This window comes from Rhizobium sp. WSM4643, from assembly GCF_025152745.1.
Lineage (GTDB): Bacteria > Pseudomonadota > Alphaproteobacteria > Rhizobiales > Rhizobiaceae > Rhizobium > Rhizobium leguminosarum_I.
In genome coordinates this window covers 687,773-701,275 of sequence record NZ_CP104040.1, presented here as the reverse complement: position 1 = coordinate 701,275, position 13,503 = coordinate 687,773, and the positions used below count along the sequence as shown (strand labels likewise).

Annotated in this window: 16 protein-coding genes; 6 read left to right on the top strand and 10 right to left on the bottom strand. The window is 63.4% G+C overall.

The genetic code is table 11. The features are described 5' to 3' along the window. Positions 1 to 3 precede the first annotated feature (3 nt). The 3 genes from N1937_RS03420 to N1937_RS03410 are packed head-to-tail and all read right to left on the bottom strand — an operon-like array spanning position 4 to position 3,222. Positions 4 to 744, bottom strand: a complete 741-nt coding sequence (locus N1937_RS03420) for an amino acid ABC transporter ATP-binding protein (RefSeq protein ID WP_260057469.1) — start codon at positions 742 to 744, stop codon at positions 4 to 6. Next, positions 737 to 2,227 (bottom strand): NAD(P)-binding domain-containing protein, encoded by a 1,491-nt coding sequence (locus N1937_RS03415; RefSeq protein WP_260057468.1) that lies wholly within the window; start codon positions 2,225 to 2,227, stop codon positions 737 to 739. Before N1937_RS03415 ends, N1937_RS03420 begins: the two co-directional genes overlap by 8 nt. Further along, positions 2,224 to 3,222: a LysR family transcriptional regulator gene (locus tag N1937_RS03410; protein ID WP_260057467.1), complete on the bottom strand. Its 999-nt coding sequence runs from the start codon at positions 3,220 to 3,222 to the stop codon at positions 2,224 to 2,226. Before N1937_RS03410 ends, N1937_RS03415 begins: the two co-directional genes overlap by 4 nt. A gap of 161 nt (positions 3,223 to 3,383) precedes the next feature. Between N1937_RS03410 and N1937_RS03405 the strand changes: the two genes are divergently transcribed. Both N1937_RS03405 and N1937_RS03400 read left to right on the top strand, forming a co-directional pair. Beyond that, entirely contained in the window at positions 3,384 to 3,866 is a 483-nt protein-coding gene (locus N1937_RS03405; protein WP_222387120.1) for a CMD domain-containing protein, read from the top strand. Continuing rightward, on the top strand, positions 3,863 to 4,438 hold the full coding sequence (locus tag N1937_RS03400) for a peroxidase-related enzyme (RefSeq protein WP_222387119.1): 576 nt from the start codon (positions 3,863 to 3,865) through the stop codon (positions 4,436 to 4,438). Before N1937_RS03405 ends, N1937_RS03400 begins: the two co-directional genes overlap by 4 nt. Positions 4,439 to 4,868: 430 nt before the next feature. On the opposite strand, the gene N1937_RS03395 is transcribed toward N1937_RS03400, so the two are convergent. Together N1937_RS03395 and N1937_RS03390 are read right to left on the bottom strand one after the other, a co-directional pair. After that, a complete protein-coding gene (locus N1937_RS03395) occupies positions 4,869 to 5,354 on the bottom strand; it encodes a peroxiredoxin (protein WP_260057466.1) in 486 nt (161 codons plus the stop codon). A gap of 94 nt (positions 5,355 to 5,448) precedes the next feature. Continuing rightward, a complete protein-coding gene (locus tag N1937_RS03390; RefSeq protein WP_260057465.1) occupies positions 5,449 to 6,300 on the bottom strand; it encodes a protein-disulfide reductase DsbD domain-containing protein in 852 nt (283 codons plus the stop codon). Between the two features lie 141 nt (positions 6,301 to 6,441). Here N1937_RS03390 and N1937_RS03385 point away from each other — a divergent pair, with 141 nt between their 5' ends. From N1937_RS03385 to N1937_RS03375, 3 genes are all read left to right on the top strand, one after another. Continuing rightward, positions 6,442 to 7,047: a YqgE/AlgH family protein gene (locus tag N1937_RS03385; protein WP_222281452.1), complete on the top strand. Its 606-nt coding sequence runs from the start codon at positions 6,442 to 6,444 to the stop codon at positions 7,045 to 7,047. A gap of 115 nt (positions 7,048 to 7,162) precedes the next feature. Further along, positions 7,163 to 7,354, top strand: coding sequence for a CsbD family protein (locus tag N1937_RS03380; protein WP_222281451.1), 192 nt, complete (start codon positions 7,163 to 7,165; stop codon positions 7,352 to 7,354). Positions 7,355 to 7,476: 122 nt separating this feature from the next. After that, complete coding sequence (locus N1937_RS03375) at positions 7,477 to 8,565, top strand: zinc-binding metallopeptidase family protein (RefSeq protein ID WP_260057464.1); 1,089 nt, start codon at positions 7,477 to 7,479, stop codon at positions 8,563 to 8,565. 319 nt (positions 8,566 to 8,884) lie between these two features. Here N1937_RS03375 and rnhA read toward each other — a convergent pair whose 3' ends face one another. The 5 genes from rnhA to N1937_RS03350 form a co-directional block, all read right to left on the bottom strand. Beyond that, positions 8,885 to 9,340 carry a ribonuclease HI gene (rnhA, locus tag N1937_RS03370; RefSeq protein WP_017963120.1) on the bottom strand — a complete coding sequence of 152 codons (456 nt, stop codon included), beginning with the start codon at positions 9,338 to 9,340 and terminating at the stop codon, positions 8,885 to 8,887. Further along, positions 9,337 to 10,302 (bottom strand): homoserine kinase, encoded by a 966-nt coding sequence (locus N1937_RS03365; RefSeq protein WP_260057463.1) that lies wholly within the window; start codon positions 10,300 to 10,302, stop codon positions 9,337 to 9,339. The genes rnhA and N1937_RS03365 overlap by 4 nt, the downstream gene beginning before the upstream one ends. 68 nt (positions 10,303 to 10,370) lie before the next feature. Continuing rightward, positions 10,371 to 11,372 (bottom strand): 4-hydroxy-3-methylbut-2-enyl diphosphate reductase, encoded by a 1,002-nt coding sequence (gene ispH / locus N1937_RS03360; RefSeq protein WP_017963118.1) that lies wholly within the window; start codon positions 11,370 to 11,372, stop codon positions 10,371 to 10,373. A 76-nt stretch (positions 11,373 to 11,448) separates the two neighbouring features. Next, positions 11,449 to 12,204, bottom strand: coding sequence for an SURF1 family protein (locus N1937_RS03355; RefSeq protein WP_260057462.1), 756 nt, complete (start codon positions 12,202 to 12,204; stop codon positions 11,449 to 11,451). Next, positions 12,197 to 12,577 (bottom strand): DUF983 domain-containing protein, encoded by a 381-nt coding sequence (locus N1937_RS03350; protein ID WP_003545995.1) that lies wholly within the window; start codon positions 12,575 to 12,577, stop codon positions 12,197 to 12,199. The genes N1937_RS03355 and N1937_RS03350 overlap by 8 nt, the downstream gene beginning before the upstream one ends. A 118-nt stretch (positions 12,578 to 12,695) precedes the next feature. On the opposite strand from N1937_RS03350, the gene N1937_RS03345 reads away from it, so the two are divergent. Beyond that, the gene (locus tag N1937_RS03345) at positions 12,696 to 13,337 is read left to right on the top strand and encodes a chloramphenicol phosphotransferase CPT family protein (protein ID WP_170263298.1); all 642 of its coding nucleotides are present in this window, start codon (positions 12,696 to 12,698) and stop codon (positions 13,335 to 13,337) included. The last annotated feature ends 166 nt before the right edge of the window (positions 13,338 to 13,503 follow it).

Genomic DNA, 13,503 nt, shown 5'->3' with positions numbered 1-13,503 from the left:
TCTTTACTGGATGGAGTGTTCGGAATTCAGGAACTGGGCAAGGCGCGGGTTGGAGGGCGTGTCGAAGATCTCGGCAGGACTGCCTTGAGCTGCGACGACGCCCCGATCCATGAAGACGATGCGGTTCGAGATGTTCTTTGCGAACTGCATCTCGTGGGTGACGAGGAGCGAGGTGATGCCGGATGACGTGACGTCCCTGATCACCTTCAAAACCTCGCCGACGAGTTCGGGGTCGAGCGACGACGTCGGTTCGTCGAAGAGCATGACATCCGGCTTCACGGCCAGCGCACGCGCAATGCCGGTCCGCTGCAGCTGGCCGCCCGAAAGCTGGGACGGGTAGCTGTCGATCTTGTTCGAAAGGCCCACCCGCTCAAGCTCCTGCAAGGCGATCGAACGCGCCTCGTCCTTCGACTTGCGCTGCACGACGACGAGCGGATCCATCACGTTCTGAATGACGGTCATGTTCTTGAAGACGTTGAACTGCTGGAAGACCATCGCCGTCCGCAGCCGGATCGCCTGGACCGCGGTGTTGTCCGGTTTCCGGTAGTCCATGCTGACCTGATCGAAGGCGATCGTGCCGGAGACCGGCTTGGCCAGATAGTTGATGCACTTCAGCAATGTCGTCTTGCCGGTGCCGCTGGGGCCGATGATCGACACCACGTCGCCGCGGTTCACCGAGAGATCGACGCCGTTCAGGACCTGGGTGTTTCCGTAGGACAGCTTTAGGTTTTTGAGCTCAAGCATTTCGGGTCGGTGTCCTTTCGGCAGATAGGTCGGAAAACATCGCGGTCTCGTCGTCGGCCCACTCGTCTCCGAGCAGTTCGGGCGTGTCGAAGGCCTGGAGATCGGCGAAATGACGCTCGCGGTCGGCGACGAACAACGCCCTGACGATGCCGCGCGCGAGCCGGTCGGCGCCTTCGCTGATTGCGGGAATATCGCCCGTGAGCTTGCCGTGGCTGAGCGTCGCCGGGAAGTTGAAGCAGTGGATGCGGGCGAGCGCCGGAGAGGCGCCGGGCTCGGCCTCGAGGAACTCGAACGCCTCACCGAGGTCGGGAGAGGTTTCCAGCTCGTCGTTTCGCATGTCCGCCGGCACGGGAAAGCGGTCGCGCCAGAGGCGGATATGCGATGCGACGGCAGCGAGTTCCGGCCGGTTCGTCAGGTCGACCTTGAAGCCGGTGCCGAAGATCAGGAAATCGACGGGATAGCTGCCTTTCGGCGTCGTCACAACGATATGATCGACCTCCTGCTGCAATCGATCGATCGGGCTTTTCAGATGGAGATGGGCCTGCGGGAATGCGCTGACACGCAGGACGCTCGGGCGCGGAGGCGGCGTCTGCGAGCGCATGGCATAGTCGAGAAAGCGCCACTTCCAGTCATCCGGCAGACCGGCAAAGCCATGCACCACGCCCTGGCTGCCGATGCCGGTGAATTTGTTGATCCGTGGCAGGTCGGTCCTGCGCACGAACATGTCGAGCCGCGCAGCGCCTGCCTCGAGCGCGGTAGCGGCGTTGTCCATCGCCGAGGCGCCGGCTCCGACGACGCCGACCCGCTTGCCGCGCAATGCGGCGAAATCGATAGGGTCGGCGGTATGAGCCCAGAACTTGCGCTCGATGTCGTCGGTGATCGAAGGTACGAAGGGCCCGCCCAGACCGTCGCGGCCCGTTGCCAGCACCACATGGCGCGCTATCATCGTTTCGGACCGGCCATCGTGATGGCAGACAACATCGAGCAGGCCGTCGCCGCGCGGACGAATGGCATCGACGGCGACCCCATTGCGCACCGGCAGGTCAAGCACGTGCCGGTACCACACGAGGTAGTCCATCCATGTCTGACGCGGCGCCCTATCGAGCGCGACCCAGGCATCGCGGCCATGCAGCGCCTCGTAATAGGCGCGAAACGTCAGCGCCGGCAGGCCCATTGCGGGTCCGGTCAGTTGCTTGGGAGAGCGAAGGGTTCGCATCCTGGCGAAGGTGACCCACGGACCCTCGTTTCCGGCAGGCGCCTTGTCGAGAACGGTGTGGTTGGCGACGCCGAGCCGCTTCAGCATGGCGGAGGCCACGAGCCCGGCCATGCCCGCACCGATAATCACGACGTCAATGACCGCTTGGCCGTCGACGAGGCGGGGCGGAACCCAGGACTTGGCCGGCAGCTCCAGCCAGGCGAGGTCCTGGCGCAGGCGTGCCTCGAGCGCTTCGAGATTGTTCGGAAACGTCGAGAGATCGCTCATGACGGCACGTCCTCGTTCATCGGGCTACCGCCGTAGACGGTGTCGGCCAAGGCTTCGACGCCGCCTGCGTCATGTAGCCGGCAACCGGGCATCGCCAGCGCCACGGCGCGCGCCGCATCGATCACGGCGGCGACCGTCGGAGTCAGCGGCATTGCGGCCGGCGAGATGGCGCCGAACAGGAAGGGGATGGTGTGGTCGAGGACGCGCATCACGATCCCCTCGAGCGGAACGCCGCAGACCGTCGCCGGCTCGACGATGGCGACGCCCAGTCCGGCCCGGACCATCGTCAGCGCGGTCAGCGAGGCGTTGACGTCGATCATCCGTTGCGGCGCCACACCCGCGCGCTCCAGGGCCTCGTCGATGCGGTGCCGCAGGCGGTAAGGATTGGCGAGCGTGATGATGCGTCGCTCGGCGAGATCGGAGAGACGCACCACGTGATCATTGGCGAGCGGATCGTTGGCGGCGAGGGCGACGACACACGACGCTTCGGCAATCCAGTGCACGTCGAGGCCGGGGTGCTCCAGCGGCAGGCTTGAGATCCCGAAGTCGGCCGAGCGGGCGAGCACCGCCTGCACGACATTCTCTGCCGCCAGCGCCTGCACATGGAGATGACGCGGTATCAGGTCCGGCGCGACGGCCGCGATCGCCTGGGGCAGAACGCCCGCCGCAAGTGAAGGCGTGGCCGCGATCGTCAGCGACGGCGGTTCATCGAGACCGATGGCATTGGCCCGCTCGCGAATGTGGGCGAGGCTGGCAAGATGGCGCTCCACCTCGGCGTGAAAGAGCAGACCGCGCGCGGTCGGGCTGATGCGCGGGCCGCTTCGATGCAGCAGCGCATAACCGATATCGGCTTCGAGATCCTGGATCAGCCGCGTGACCGCCGGCTGCGACCGGCCCAGCAGCCTTGCCGCCCCGGTCACGCTGCCGGCGGACATCACCGCCGCGAAGGCTTCAAGTTGCCGGATATCGAAAGAGTTAGAATGCATAGTGGACATCAAACACTCTCCTTCATGTCAGTAAAGCATGACAATTCTTATTTGACGACTGGCTGTAGATAAAAAATTCACATCAAGTGCTGTTTATCATTCCAGTTTGACATAATGAGAGGTCCGGCCTACCTAGAGCTTATGTCCGCTGACGTATTGAGGAGCTTGTTTTGACACTCATCGAAACTCTTGCCTCTGTGAGGCCGGGTTCCGCGCTCGCGGAAGCCATGGGGAAACGCGCGGAGATCCTGCGCCTCAGTGAAGCGGCCCACGACGCTGTGCTTCTGCCACGCGATCCCGGCGGACTGTCGCACGGCCTGAGGGCGGCACTCGCCGCCCGGATGGCGCGCCACAATCGCAGCCCGGCGCTCACAGGCCACTACGACACCCTCGTTGCCCGCGCCGACGAACCGGCGACAGCCTTGCTCGCCGAGCCGAACACGAACGTGTCGGATCCGCGTACCGCCGAGATCGTTCGCCATGCCGACCGGCTCACGGTCGCGCCGCGCGATGCCACGCGCACCCATGTGGACGCATTGCGCCAAGTCGGCGTAACCGACGCCGACATCGTCCGGCTCGCAGAGCTTGCGGCTTTCGTCAATTACCAGGTGCGGGTTCTCGCCGGCCTGAAGCTGCTGGGAGAGATGCGATGAGCGAGGTCGTCCACACCTTCACCACCACGGTGCCGCGCTGGCAGCCCTACGTCGTTCCGGTCGATTTCGCGACCGCCACCGACGAGCAGCATGCAGCGATGCAGACGACGCCGTCGAACAAGGGCATCTCGCCGTATGTGCTGACCCTGGCGCACGACCCCGAGACGCTCGCGGTCCGCTCACCCCTGTTCAACCTGATCATGTACGGCAAGGACGGACTGGCAGCGAGCGAGCGTGAACTGGGTGCCGTCGCCGCCTCTGTCGTCAACCGCTGCGTCTACTGCGCCGCCGTCCATGCATCCCGGTTCAACAATTTGACAAAACGCACCGATGTCATCGACGCCGTGTTCGCCGATGGTCTCGAGGCGACGCTCGACGAGCACCTCCAGGCAATCTTCAACTTCTCGGCCCGACTGTCGACGACGCCGCCCGAGGCCGTCGCGACCGATGCGCAGGCGTTGGCGGACGTCGGGCTCGACGAGTTGCAGGCTCTCGATCTCGTCCTCTCCTCGGCGATCTTCGGCTGGGCGAACCGCCTGATGCATACGCTCGGCGAGCCGATGAAGGACTGAAGTGTTTCCTGGGGAGCGACAGCATGGATACCCGAATCCGGATTCAGCCGGTGCTTACGGGGCGTTTATTACAATGACGAGTATGTGTGTCAGGACGGTCGGTGGCTGATCTCGAAGCGCATTTCGCATTTCACATGGCGTGACACTATGGAGATGGTGGCCGGCTGACCGAGACCGCGGGTGCCGACGCGCGACCTGCGACCGCTCGAGCTCTAGCAAGCGTAGAGACGTCGGCGCGTGCCCCTCATCCGCCTGCCGGCACCGACCGGGGTCGAGCCACGGGTCTCGCCCCGTCCTTCGGACCCCCGCTCGCGGGGCGAAGGGAGATAGCCGCAACCTCTCCAGTCCCACCAAACTCTCGCAGGGCACGTCCCCTCGCCCCGTTTTTACGGGGAGAGGGTTAGGGTGAGGGGCAGACTTTCTCTAACGCTCAGAGCTGTTCCAGCATCGCGGCAGCACCCGAGACGGTGGCCTGGCCGGGGCTTTCCTCGACGTTGAGGGCTTTGACGACGCCGTCTTCCACCAGCATCGAGTAACGCTTGGAGCGGAGGCCGAGGCCGCCGGCGGAGAGGTCGGCGTCGAGGCCGACGGCCTTGGTGAAGGCGGCATCCCAATCGGCGAGGAAATGGATCTTGCCCATGCCGCCGGACGATTGCGCCCAGGCGCCCATGACGTGCCAGTCGTTGACGGAGACGACGGCGATGTCGTCGACGCCCCTGCCAAGGATGGTATCTCGGTTTTCGAGATAACCCGGCAGGTGGTTCAGCGAGCAGGTGGGCGTGAACGCGCCCGGCACGGCAAAGAGCACGACGCGCTTGCCGGCGAAGAGCTGATCGGTGGTGATTTCGACCGGGCCGTCAGCCGTTTTTTCCTTGAAGGTGGCGGCAGGAAGCTTGTCGCCGATCGCGATGGTCATGGTCTTCTCCTTGGTTCCGGCTTTGGGAGTTCTGGCTTTGGGTTCTGCTTGGCAGCGGGCGCCGCACGGGATCTGCGGCGACTATAAGACCCGGTCATTGAAAGGCAAGAGTGGTCTCCATCGCCCTTTCGCCATCGATGACCAGCACGCCCCAGTGCTTGCCGGATAGGTCGTAATCCTTTGGCAACTTGCCGATAGATACATCGACCTTGAAGACGGCGCCGTCGCGCTTGCCGCCGATCTGCTTGGTGAAGGCATGGCCGCTCGGGCCGGTGACGATGATATCGGGCGCGCCCTTGCCCTCGCCCGGCCCCCCGCTCGGCAGAGCCAGCGTCAGCGACAGCGTCTTCCTGTCGGGCGACATCGCATGCGCCGTGACGCCGAAATCCGGCGACGGCGGCTTCGGCAGTTTCGCATCGGCAGCCTGAAGGATTGACTCCTCTTGCGGGTGCGACTGGATGGCGGGGCCAAGCTTCAGCTGAAAATTCGCCTGGAAGGGAATGCAGATATCTTTGCAGATGCCGATGAAGGCGGAAGCGTCGATTGCGACCGGGCCTTTGCCGGCTGCCGTCAGCGACAGCGGCAGCGTCACCGGAGCGTCATAGGCGATATCCTCGACCGTGCCGTTGAAAAAATGCTTCGGAACGGGATAGGCGATGGCATCGAGGCTGACCCCGCTCTCCGCCGCGATGGTGATCTGGGGCGGAATGCCATTGCCGCCGGGCTCTTTCCAATAGGTGATCCAGCCGGGTTTCGGCTCGATCTGAAGGGCGGCGCGGATTTTGCCGCCGGCATCGGGCGCGAGCGCCACCAGGCGCATGCGGCCGCCCTCATTGTCCGCCCAGGCGCTCATTTCCGCACGGGCGGAATAAAACGGCACAAGGGCTGCGACCACCGACACAAGCGCGATTAAAAGCCCGCGCGGGCCTGAGGAAATAATCATCATGGAACAAAGGTTTACCGAAACTGCTGTTTGGCCGCCAGAAGTCGCGGCGATTTAAATCTTCATTTTCAGTTGATTGATGTGTGACATTGGCCCATGTTTCTCTTGTCGAGGCCTTGGTGCGGTCTAGCAGCAGGAGGAACGATGTCCTTATCGACGCTGAAGAACAGACGGGAACGTGGCTTCTTCGATGGCCAGTTCCTCATCGCCATGCCGGGCATGGAAGACCGCAATTTTGCGCGCACCGTCATCTACATCTGCGCGCATTCGGATGCCGGCGCCATGGGCTTCGTCATCAACCGTCCGCAGAGCCTCACCTTCACCGATGTGCTGCTGCATCTCGACATGATCAAGCAGGAAGATTCGATCGTGCTGCCGAAGCGCGCGCGCGACTTCCCGATCCAGACCGGCGGCCCGGTGGAAAGCGGCCGCGGCTTCGTGCTGCATTCGGACGATTATGCCAGCGACTCCTCGATCCCGGTCAGCGACGACATTTGCCTGACGGCGACGCTCGATATCGTCCGCGCCATTTCCAAGGGCAATGGGCCGACGCGGGCGACGATGCTGCTCGGCTATTCCTCCTGGGCGGCCGGCCAGCTCGAAAACGAGGTCGTCAACAATGGCTGGCTCACCTGCCCGGCCAACGAGGAATTGATCTTCGACCGCAGCCTCGAGGACAAATATGAGCGGGCGCTCGCCGGCATGGGCGTAACCGCCGCCATGCTTTCGGCCGAAGCCGGCCATGCCTGAGGGGCTGGCCTGGCGCTAGCTGGCCTGACGGCAGCGGGAACGAATAGCCAAGAGTGACGTTTCATTTCGGCAAGCATGGACAGAAGGCCCATGCTGATCAAGGAGACATCACGAGATGGGTAGCACCAGCGACAAGATTTCCGGCAAGGCAAATGAAATTGCCGGCAAGACCAAGCAGGCCGTCGGCAAGGCGACGGACGATCGCGACATGCAGGCCAAGGGCGCCGTCCAGGAAGCCAAAGGCAAGGGACAGGTCGCATCCGGCAAGGTCAAGGACAAGCTCAAGGGCGCAGTTGACCGGCTCTGAGCGATAGTACCCCGATTTAGGGAATGCACACTAGACGCTCATCCCTTATCACCATGCCTGTCGCGCCCTCGCGCGGCGGGCATTTTTGATCCCGCACCTCATGCTCTGCAGAGATAGACAAGATGAAGCTTTTCGCCTGCGACAACTGCGACCAGGTCGTTCACTTCGACAACCGACACTGCGTGCGCTGCAACCATCGCCTCGGTTTCCTGCCCGGCGATCTCGCCATGCATGCGCTGGAGCCGTGCGACGAGACGCTCTGGCAGCTCGTTTCCAATCCCGATCGCGAGGTCCGCTTCTGCGCCAATGCCGGCCTCGACATCTGCAACTGGCTGGTGGACGGTGACGGAGAGAGCGAATTCTGCGTTGCCTGCCGCCACAACCGGCTGGTTCCGAACACCGATACCCAGGACGGCATCGATCGCTGGCGGCGCATCAGCCAGGCGCAGCGACATCTGTTTTATTCGCTGCTGCGCTGGAAGCTGCCGCATCCGGATCGTGCGCAAGATCCGCAAGGCGGCCTAGTCTTCGATTTCCTCGAGGATTCGATCGAGAGCAACGGCTATGTCGTGCCTGCCATGACCGGCCACGAGGAAGGCCTGATCACCATCCGCGCCGCAGAGGCCGACGATGCGACGCGCGAACAGGCGCGCAGCTCGATGAACGAACCCTATCGCACGCTGCTCGGCCATTTCCGCCACGAGGCCGGCCATTTCATCTGGAACAAGCTGGTGCGCGATCGGGGCGGCCTTGCCGATTTCCGCGCCGTCTTCGGCGACGAACGGCAGGATTATGCAGCAGCCCTGCAGACCCATTATGCCGGCGGCGCGCCCTTGGGATGGCAGGACAATTTCATCAGCGCCTATGCGGCGTCGCATCCCTGGGAGGATTTCGCCGAATGTTTCGCGCATTACCTCCATATCGTCGATACGCTCGAAACCGCGCGCGCCTTCGGCATCGCCATCGATCCGAGCGGCCATGAGGAAATATCAGGCGAGGTGGATTTCATCCCTTACCGGGCAAGAAGCGCCGAACAGCTGGTCAGCGCCTGGGTGCCGCTCAGCATCGCGATCAACGCCATCCAGCGCAGCATGGGCCAGCCCGACTCCTACCCCTTCGTGCTGTCTTCGCCTGTTGTGGCAAAGCTCGAATATCTGCACCGGCTGATCCAGGGCGCAGCGACGGCGCCGCAGCAGCAGCAGGCGGCTTGAATGAGGTTCGGGCCGCGCTGCTCGCCCCTCTTCTCCCCAGCGGGGGTCCAGAGGACGGGTCGAGACCCGCGGCTCGACCCTGGTCGGTGGCCCGAAGGGTCGGATGAGCAAGGGGGCCACACGGCACGCCATCCATTGCCCTTCGCTTCCGCTCGGTGCATTCGCGGCTTCGCCGCTCACCCCCTCAACCGCCTGCCGGCACCGACCGGGGTCGAGCCACAGGTCTCGACCCGTCCTTCGGACCCCCGCTGGGGAGAAGAGACGTGTGGCGGCGCCGTATTCTTCTCTCATCCGTCAGGAGCCGAGGAGCCGAACTGACTTAAAACGAAACCGCCTTGCCCTTCTTGAACGGCTCCATGCCCTTCCGGGCGAGTTCGTCGGCGCGTTCGTTTTCCGGGTGGCCGGCGTGGCCCTTGACCCAGTGCAGCGTCACCTTGTGGCGGTCGCGGGCCGCCTCCAGCGCCTGCCAGAGCTCGGCATTCTTCACCGGCTTCTTGTCTGATGTCTTCCAGCCGTTTTTCTTCCAGCCGAAAATCCACTTGGAGATACCGTCCTTGACGTAGGCGCTGTCGGTATAAAGATCGACCTCGCAAGGGCTCTTCAGGGCCGATAGCGCCGAGATTGCCGCCAGCAGCTCCATGCGATTGTTGGTCGTGTCGGCCTCGCCGCCGAAAAGCTCCTTTTCGACGTCGCCATAACGCAGCACCGCGCCCCAGCCGCCGGGGCCGGGATTGCCGGAACATGCGCCGTCGGTAAAGATATCGACGTGCTTCATAGGCTCAATCCATATTCGGCGGGCGATTTGATCTGGCGGTGGAAGCGCAGCTTGCGGAGATATTCGAGCGGGTCCTTCTTGGTGACCATGGCGCCTTCCGGCGTCGTCAGCCAATCATAAAGCCGGGTCAGCAAGAACCGCAGCGCCGACCCCCGCGACAGTACCGGCAAGGCTGAGATTTCGGCATCGCTCAACGGCCGCACACTCTGGTAACCCGCAAGCATCGCCGTGCCCTTGGTGATGTTGTAGGCGCCATCCTTCTCGAAGCACCAGGCATTCAGGCAGATCGAGACGTCATAGGCGAGCAGGTCGTTGCAGGCGAAATAGAAGTCGATCAGGCCGGAGAGCTGGTCGCCGAGGAAGAAGACGTTGTCGGGGAAGAGGTCGGCATGGATGACGCCGGCCGGCAGATCACTCGGCCAGGCGGCGGAGAGGAAATCGAGTTCGCTGCGGATCTCGGCCTGCAGGCCGGGCTCGACCTCGCCGGCCCGCGCTTCGGATTTTTCCCACAGCCCCCGCCAGCCGTCGATCGACAGCGCATTCGCCCGCTTCAACTGGAAATCATCACCGGCCACATGCATCTCGGCCAGCGCCCTGCCGACTTCGCGGCAGTGCCTGGCCTCCGGCTTTCTCAGCCACATGCCTTCGAGGAAGGAGATCAGCGCCGCCGGACGGCCGGAGAGCGAGCCGAGCAGCGCGCCGTCCCGGCGCGGCAGCGGCAGCGGGCAGGATAGGCCGCGGGCCGCGAGATGCTGCATCAGGCCGAGGAAGAAAGGCAGATCGCTCTTTTCGACGCGCTTTTCATAGAGCGTCAGGATCAGCGGATCCTTGGAGGTGTGAAGCAGGAAGTTGGAGTTTTCGACGCCTTCGGCGATCCCCTTGTAGGAAAGCAGCGTGCCTGCGTCATATTCCGTCAGGAACCACTTCAGATCGTCTTCGGCGATATCGGTATAGACTGCCAAGTGAGGTCTCGCCTTCATGCCTTGTTGATATTGGATTTGCCGGAGTGGGCGCCAGGCCGAAGGCCGGTCTAGCCGTTGACGAAGGCCATGTCTGCTGCCGTCAGCTCGATACTGCGAAGTTCGCGGTTGACGAGGAAGTTTTCGGTTTCCTGCACCGTTTCGGCCAGTTCGACGCGGGCATCGAAGCGGGCGCGGAAAGCCTCGATGATCTCGTTGACGATGACCTCGGGTGCCGAGGCGCCGGCGGAGAGACCGAGCGTCGAAATCGTGCCGATCTCGTCCCAGTCGAGCTCGGCGGCGCGCTGCACGAGGATCGATTTCTTCGCCCCTGCCCTCAGCGCCACTTCGACGAGGCGCTTGGAGTTGGATGAATTCGGCGCGCCGACGATGATGAAGAGATCGCAGCCGGGGGCTGCCTGCTTCACCACTTCCTGGCGGTTGGTCGTCGCATAACAGATCGAGTCCGCTGCCGGCGCCGTCAGGTTGGGGAAGCGCTCGTGCAGTCGGGTGATGACGCCGGCGGTGTCGTCGACGGACAGTGTCGTCTGGGTGACATAGCCGAGATTATCGGGGTCCGTGGGAATATAGGCGTCGGCGTCCTCGATCGTCTCGATCAGCGAAACCGACCCCTCCGGCAGTTGACCCATCGTGCCGATTACTTCGGGGTGGCCGGCATGGCCGATGAGGACGACATGGCGGCCGAGGCGATTGTGGCGCATCGCCTGCTTGTGGACCTTGGAGACCAGCGGGCAGGTGGCGTCGAGATAGAAGAGGTTGCGGCTTGCCGCATCCTCCGGCACGGATTTCGGCACGCCATGGGCGGAGAAGACCACCGGCTGGGCGCGATGTTCGGCCGGGATCTCGTCCAGCTCCTCGACGAAGACGGCGCCCTTGGCCTCCAGCCCTTCGACGACATAACGATTATGGACGATCTCGTGGCGCACATAGACCGGCGCACCATATGATTTCAGCGCCAGCACGACGATCTGGATGGCGCGGTCGACGCCGGCGCAGAAGCCGCGCGGCCCGCAGAGCCTGATCGTCAAAGGAGGTTTCGCCGCAATATTCATGTCTGTTCCGTCAAAATTCCGTACCGCGTCGGGATAAGCGACCTCTAGCCCAATATGACCGGGAATTGAAGCGATACTATTGCCGAGGCTGCGTGCCGGGTTTGCGGAACCAGGAGATCGCCACCACCGCGGTGAGCACCGCGGCCAGCCCGTACCAGGTGAAAGCATATTGCAGATGGTCGTTCGGCAGATCCACCTGGGTAACGCCGCCGATCGGCAGGCCGGCCGGATTCAGGGTGGAATCGGCATCGACGAAAAAGGGAACGACCTTCGCTTTCTCGAGGCCGACGCTCTCGGCCATGACGTCAAGATCCTTCCAGTAGAAGATGTTCTTGGCGACGTCGTTATCGGGCACCACCCAGGAAGGCTTGCCGGGAAGCTTTTCGCGCGCCAGGCCGGTGACAGTCTGCTGATCCGTCAGCTGGCCCTGCATGCGCGTTTCCGGCTCCTTGTTGTCATAGGGAACGAAGCCGCGATTGACGAAGAGAATGCGCCCGTCGGCAAGCTCCAGCGGCGTATAGACATAAAAGCCGGTCTGGCCGCCCCAGGTGGCGAAGAAGTGCCGCTCCTTGTTGTTGATATAGCGGCCGGTGGCGGTGACCTTGCGGTATTCGATGTCGCCGCCTGCAGCCGCCGTCGCCTCGATGTCGGCGAGCGGCACGGGGGCTGCTGCCTGCCGCGCAGCAATATCGGCGATCAGGCCCTCTTTCCAGTGCAGGCGCTCCACCTGCCAGGTGCCCAGCGAAATCAGGATGGCAAGGGCGATCAGCACCAGGATGCCGGTCAAGACAGGCAGCCGGCGGCGCGGCGCGGCATGATCGATATCAGTCACTCAGGCGTCCTTCGCGGGCATTATGGCGGTATTGCATGGCGATCAGGATGCCTTTGAACCAGCGCAGCGTCAGCAGCGACAGGATAATCGTCAGCGGCGCGAAGAGCAGGATATGCACCCAAATCGGCGGCCCGTAATTCACCTGCAGCCACAGCACCATGCCGATGACGATGAAGCCGACGATGAGAATGACGAAGACGGCCGGGCCGTCACCGGAATCGGCAAAGGAATAATCGAGGCCGCAGGCAGCACAGCGCGGCTTCACGCCGAGCAGGCCATCGAAGAGCTTGCCCTGGCCGCAGCGCGGGCAGCAGCCCTTGATGCCGGTCTTCACCGGATCGACGGGGGGAAAATGGGCGCTGTCCTCGTTCATGGCAATTCCTTTTAGGCGCTCCACGCTGCCTTAACTCTCCCATAAAGTATTTGCATCCCGGATGGAAAGGCCTGCGCGGTCTCCGCCGAGTGATTCGCGCCAAACAGAAGAAGAACTGATGACCGATGATAGCCATTCCGTACAGATCATTATCCTGAACGGCGCGCCGCGGAGCGGCAAATCCAGCATTGCGCGCGCAATCCAGGACGAATTCGAGGGACCGTGGATCAACCTCGGCGTCGACGGCTACAATGCTATGACACCGAAGCGTTATCTGCCGGGCATCGGACTGCGGCCAGGCGGCGAGCGGCCGGACTTGGAGGAACTGGTGCCGTTCTTTTATGCGGCGCTCTACGAATCGATCGCCATCCATGCCAGCCTGGGGCTCAATGTCATCGCCGATCTCGGCCACCATGACAGCTATTCGCAGCCGCTCGGCATCCTCGGCGATTGCGCCCGGCGACTGGAAGACTTTCCAGTGCTGTTCGTTGGCGTGCGCTGTCCGATCGAGACGATCATGCAGCGGCGCGAGATTGCCCAGGAAGGGCGCGAGACGCTTTATCTCAGCGCCACGGAGGACGTGCCCGTTCCAGAACCGGTGCAACGCTGGCAGGATGAGGTTCATCGCCCCGGCATCTACGATATGGAGGTCGATACGTCGGTGCTGACGCCGCTCGAATGCGCCGAAGCGATCCGCCACCAGTTGGATCTCGGCATTCCCGCGCCTTCGGCCTTCGAACGGATCGCCGGGGCGCGCTGAGGCGATAAAAGCGGGCACGGAGCCCTTACCTCGGCCGAAGAGATTGCCGATGGCGCCCCTCATCCGGCTGCCGCCACCTTCTCCCCGTAAACGGGGCGAAGGGGATATGCCGCAGCGTCTCGAATCCCTCTTCTCCCCAGCGGGGAGAAGGTGCCCGTAGGGCGGA

What these genes read in the sequence shown, in the direction of transcription:
- rnhA (WP_017963120.1), bottom strand. Translation starts at nt 9,340, where the DNA reads ATGAAGCACGTCGATATCTTTACCGACGGCGCATGTTCCGGCAATCCC.
- N1937_RS03415 (WP_260057468.1), bottom strand. Translation starts at nt 2,227, where the DNA reads ATGAGCGATCTCTCGACGTTTCCGAACAATCTCGAAGCGCTCGAGGCA.
- N1937_RS03400 (WP_222387119.1), top strand. Translation starts at nt 3,863, where the DNA reads ATGAGCGAGGTCGTCCACACCTTCACCACCACGGTGCCGCGCTGGCAG.
- ispH (WP_017963118.1), bottom strand. Translation starts at nt 11,372, where the DNA reads ATGAATATTGCGGCGAAACCTCCTTTGACGATCAGGCTCTGCGGGCCG.
- N1937_RS03385 (WP_222281452.1), top strand. Translation starts at nt 6,442, where the DNA reads ATGTCCTTATCGACGCTGAAGAACAGACGGGAACGTGGCTTCTTCGAT.
- N1937_RS03380 (WP_222281451.1), top strand. Translation starts at nt 7,163, where the DNA reads ATGGGTAGCACCAGCGACAAGATTTCCGGCAAGGCAAATGAAATTGCC.
- N1937_RS03410 (WP_260057467.1), bottom strand. Translation starts at nt 3,222, where the DNA reads ATGTCCACTATGCATTCTAACTCTTTCGATATCCGGCAACTTGAAGCC.
- N1937_RS03350 (WP_003545995.1), bottom strand. Translation starts at nt 12,577, where the DNA reads ATGAACGAGGACAGCGCCCATTTTCCCCCCGTCGATCCGGTGAAGACC.
- N1937_RS03375 (WP_260057464.1), top strand. Translation starts at nt 7,477, where the DNA reads ATGAAGCTTTTCGCCTGCGACAACTGCGACCAGGTCGTTCACTTCGAC.
- N1937_RS03345 (WP_170263298.1), top strand. Translation starts at nt 12,696, where the DNA reads ATGACCGATGATAGCCATTCCGTACAGATCATTATCCTGAACGGCGCG.
- N1937_RS03395 (WP_260057466.1), bottom strand. Translation starts at nt 5,354, where the DNA reads ATGACCATCGCGATCGGCGACAAGCTTCCTGCCGCCACCTTCAAGGAA.
- N1937_RS03390 (WP_260057465.1), bottom strand. Translation starts at nt 6,300, where the DNA reads ATGATGATTATTTCCTCAGGCCCGCGCGGGCTTTTAATCGCGCTTGTG.
- N1937_RS03420 (WP_260057469.1), bottom strand. Translation starts at nt 744, where the DNA reads ATGCTTGAGCTCAAAAACCTAAAGCTGTCCTACGGAAACACCCAGGTC.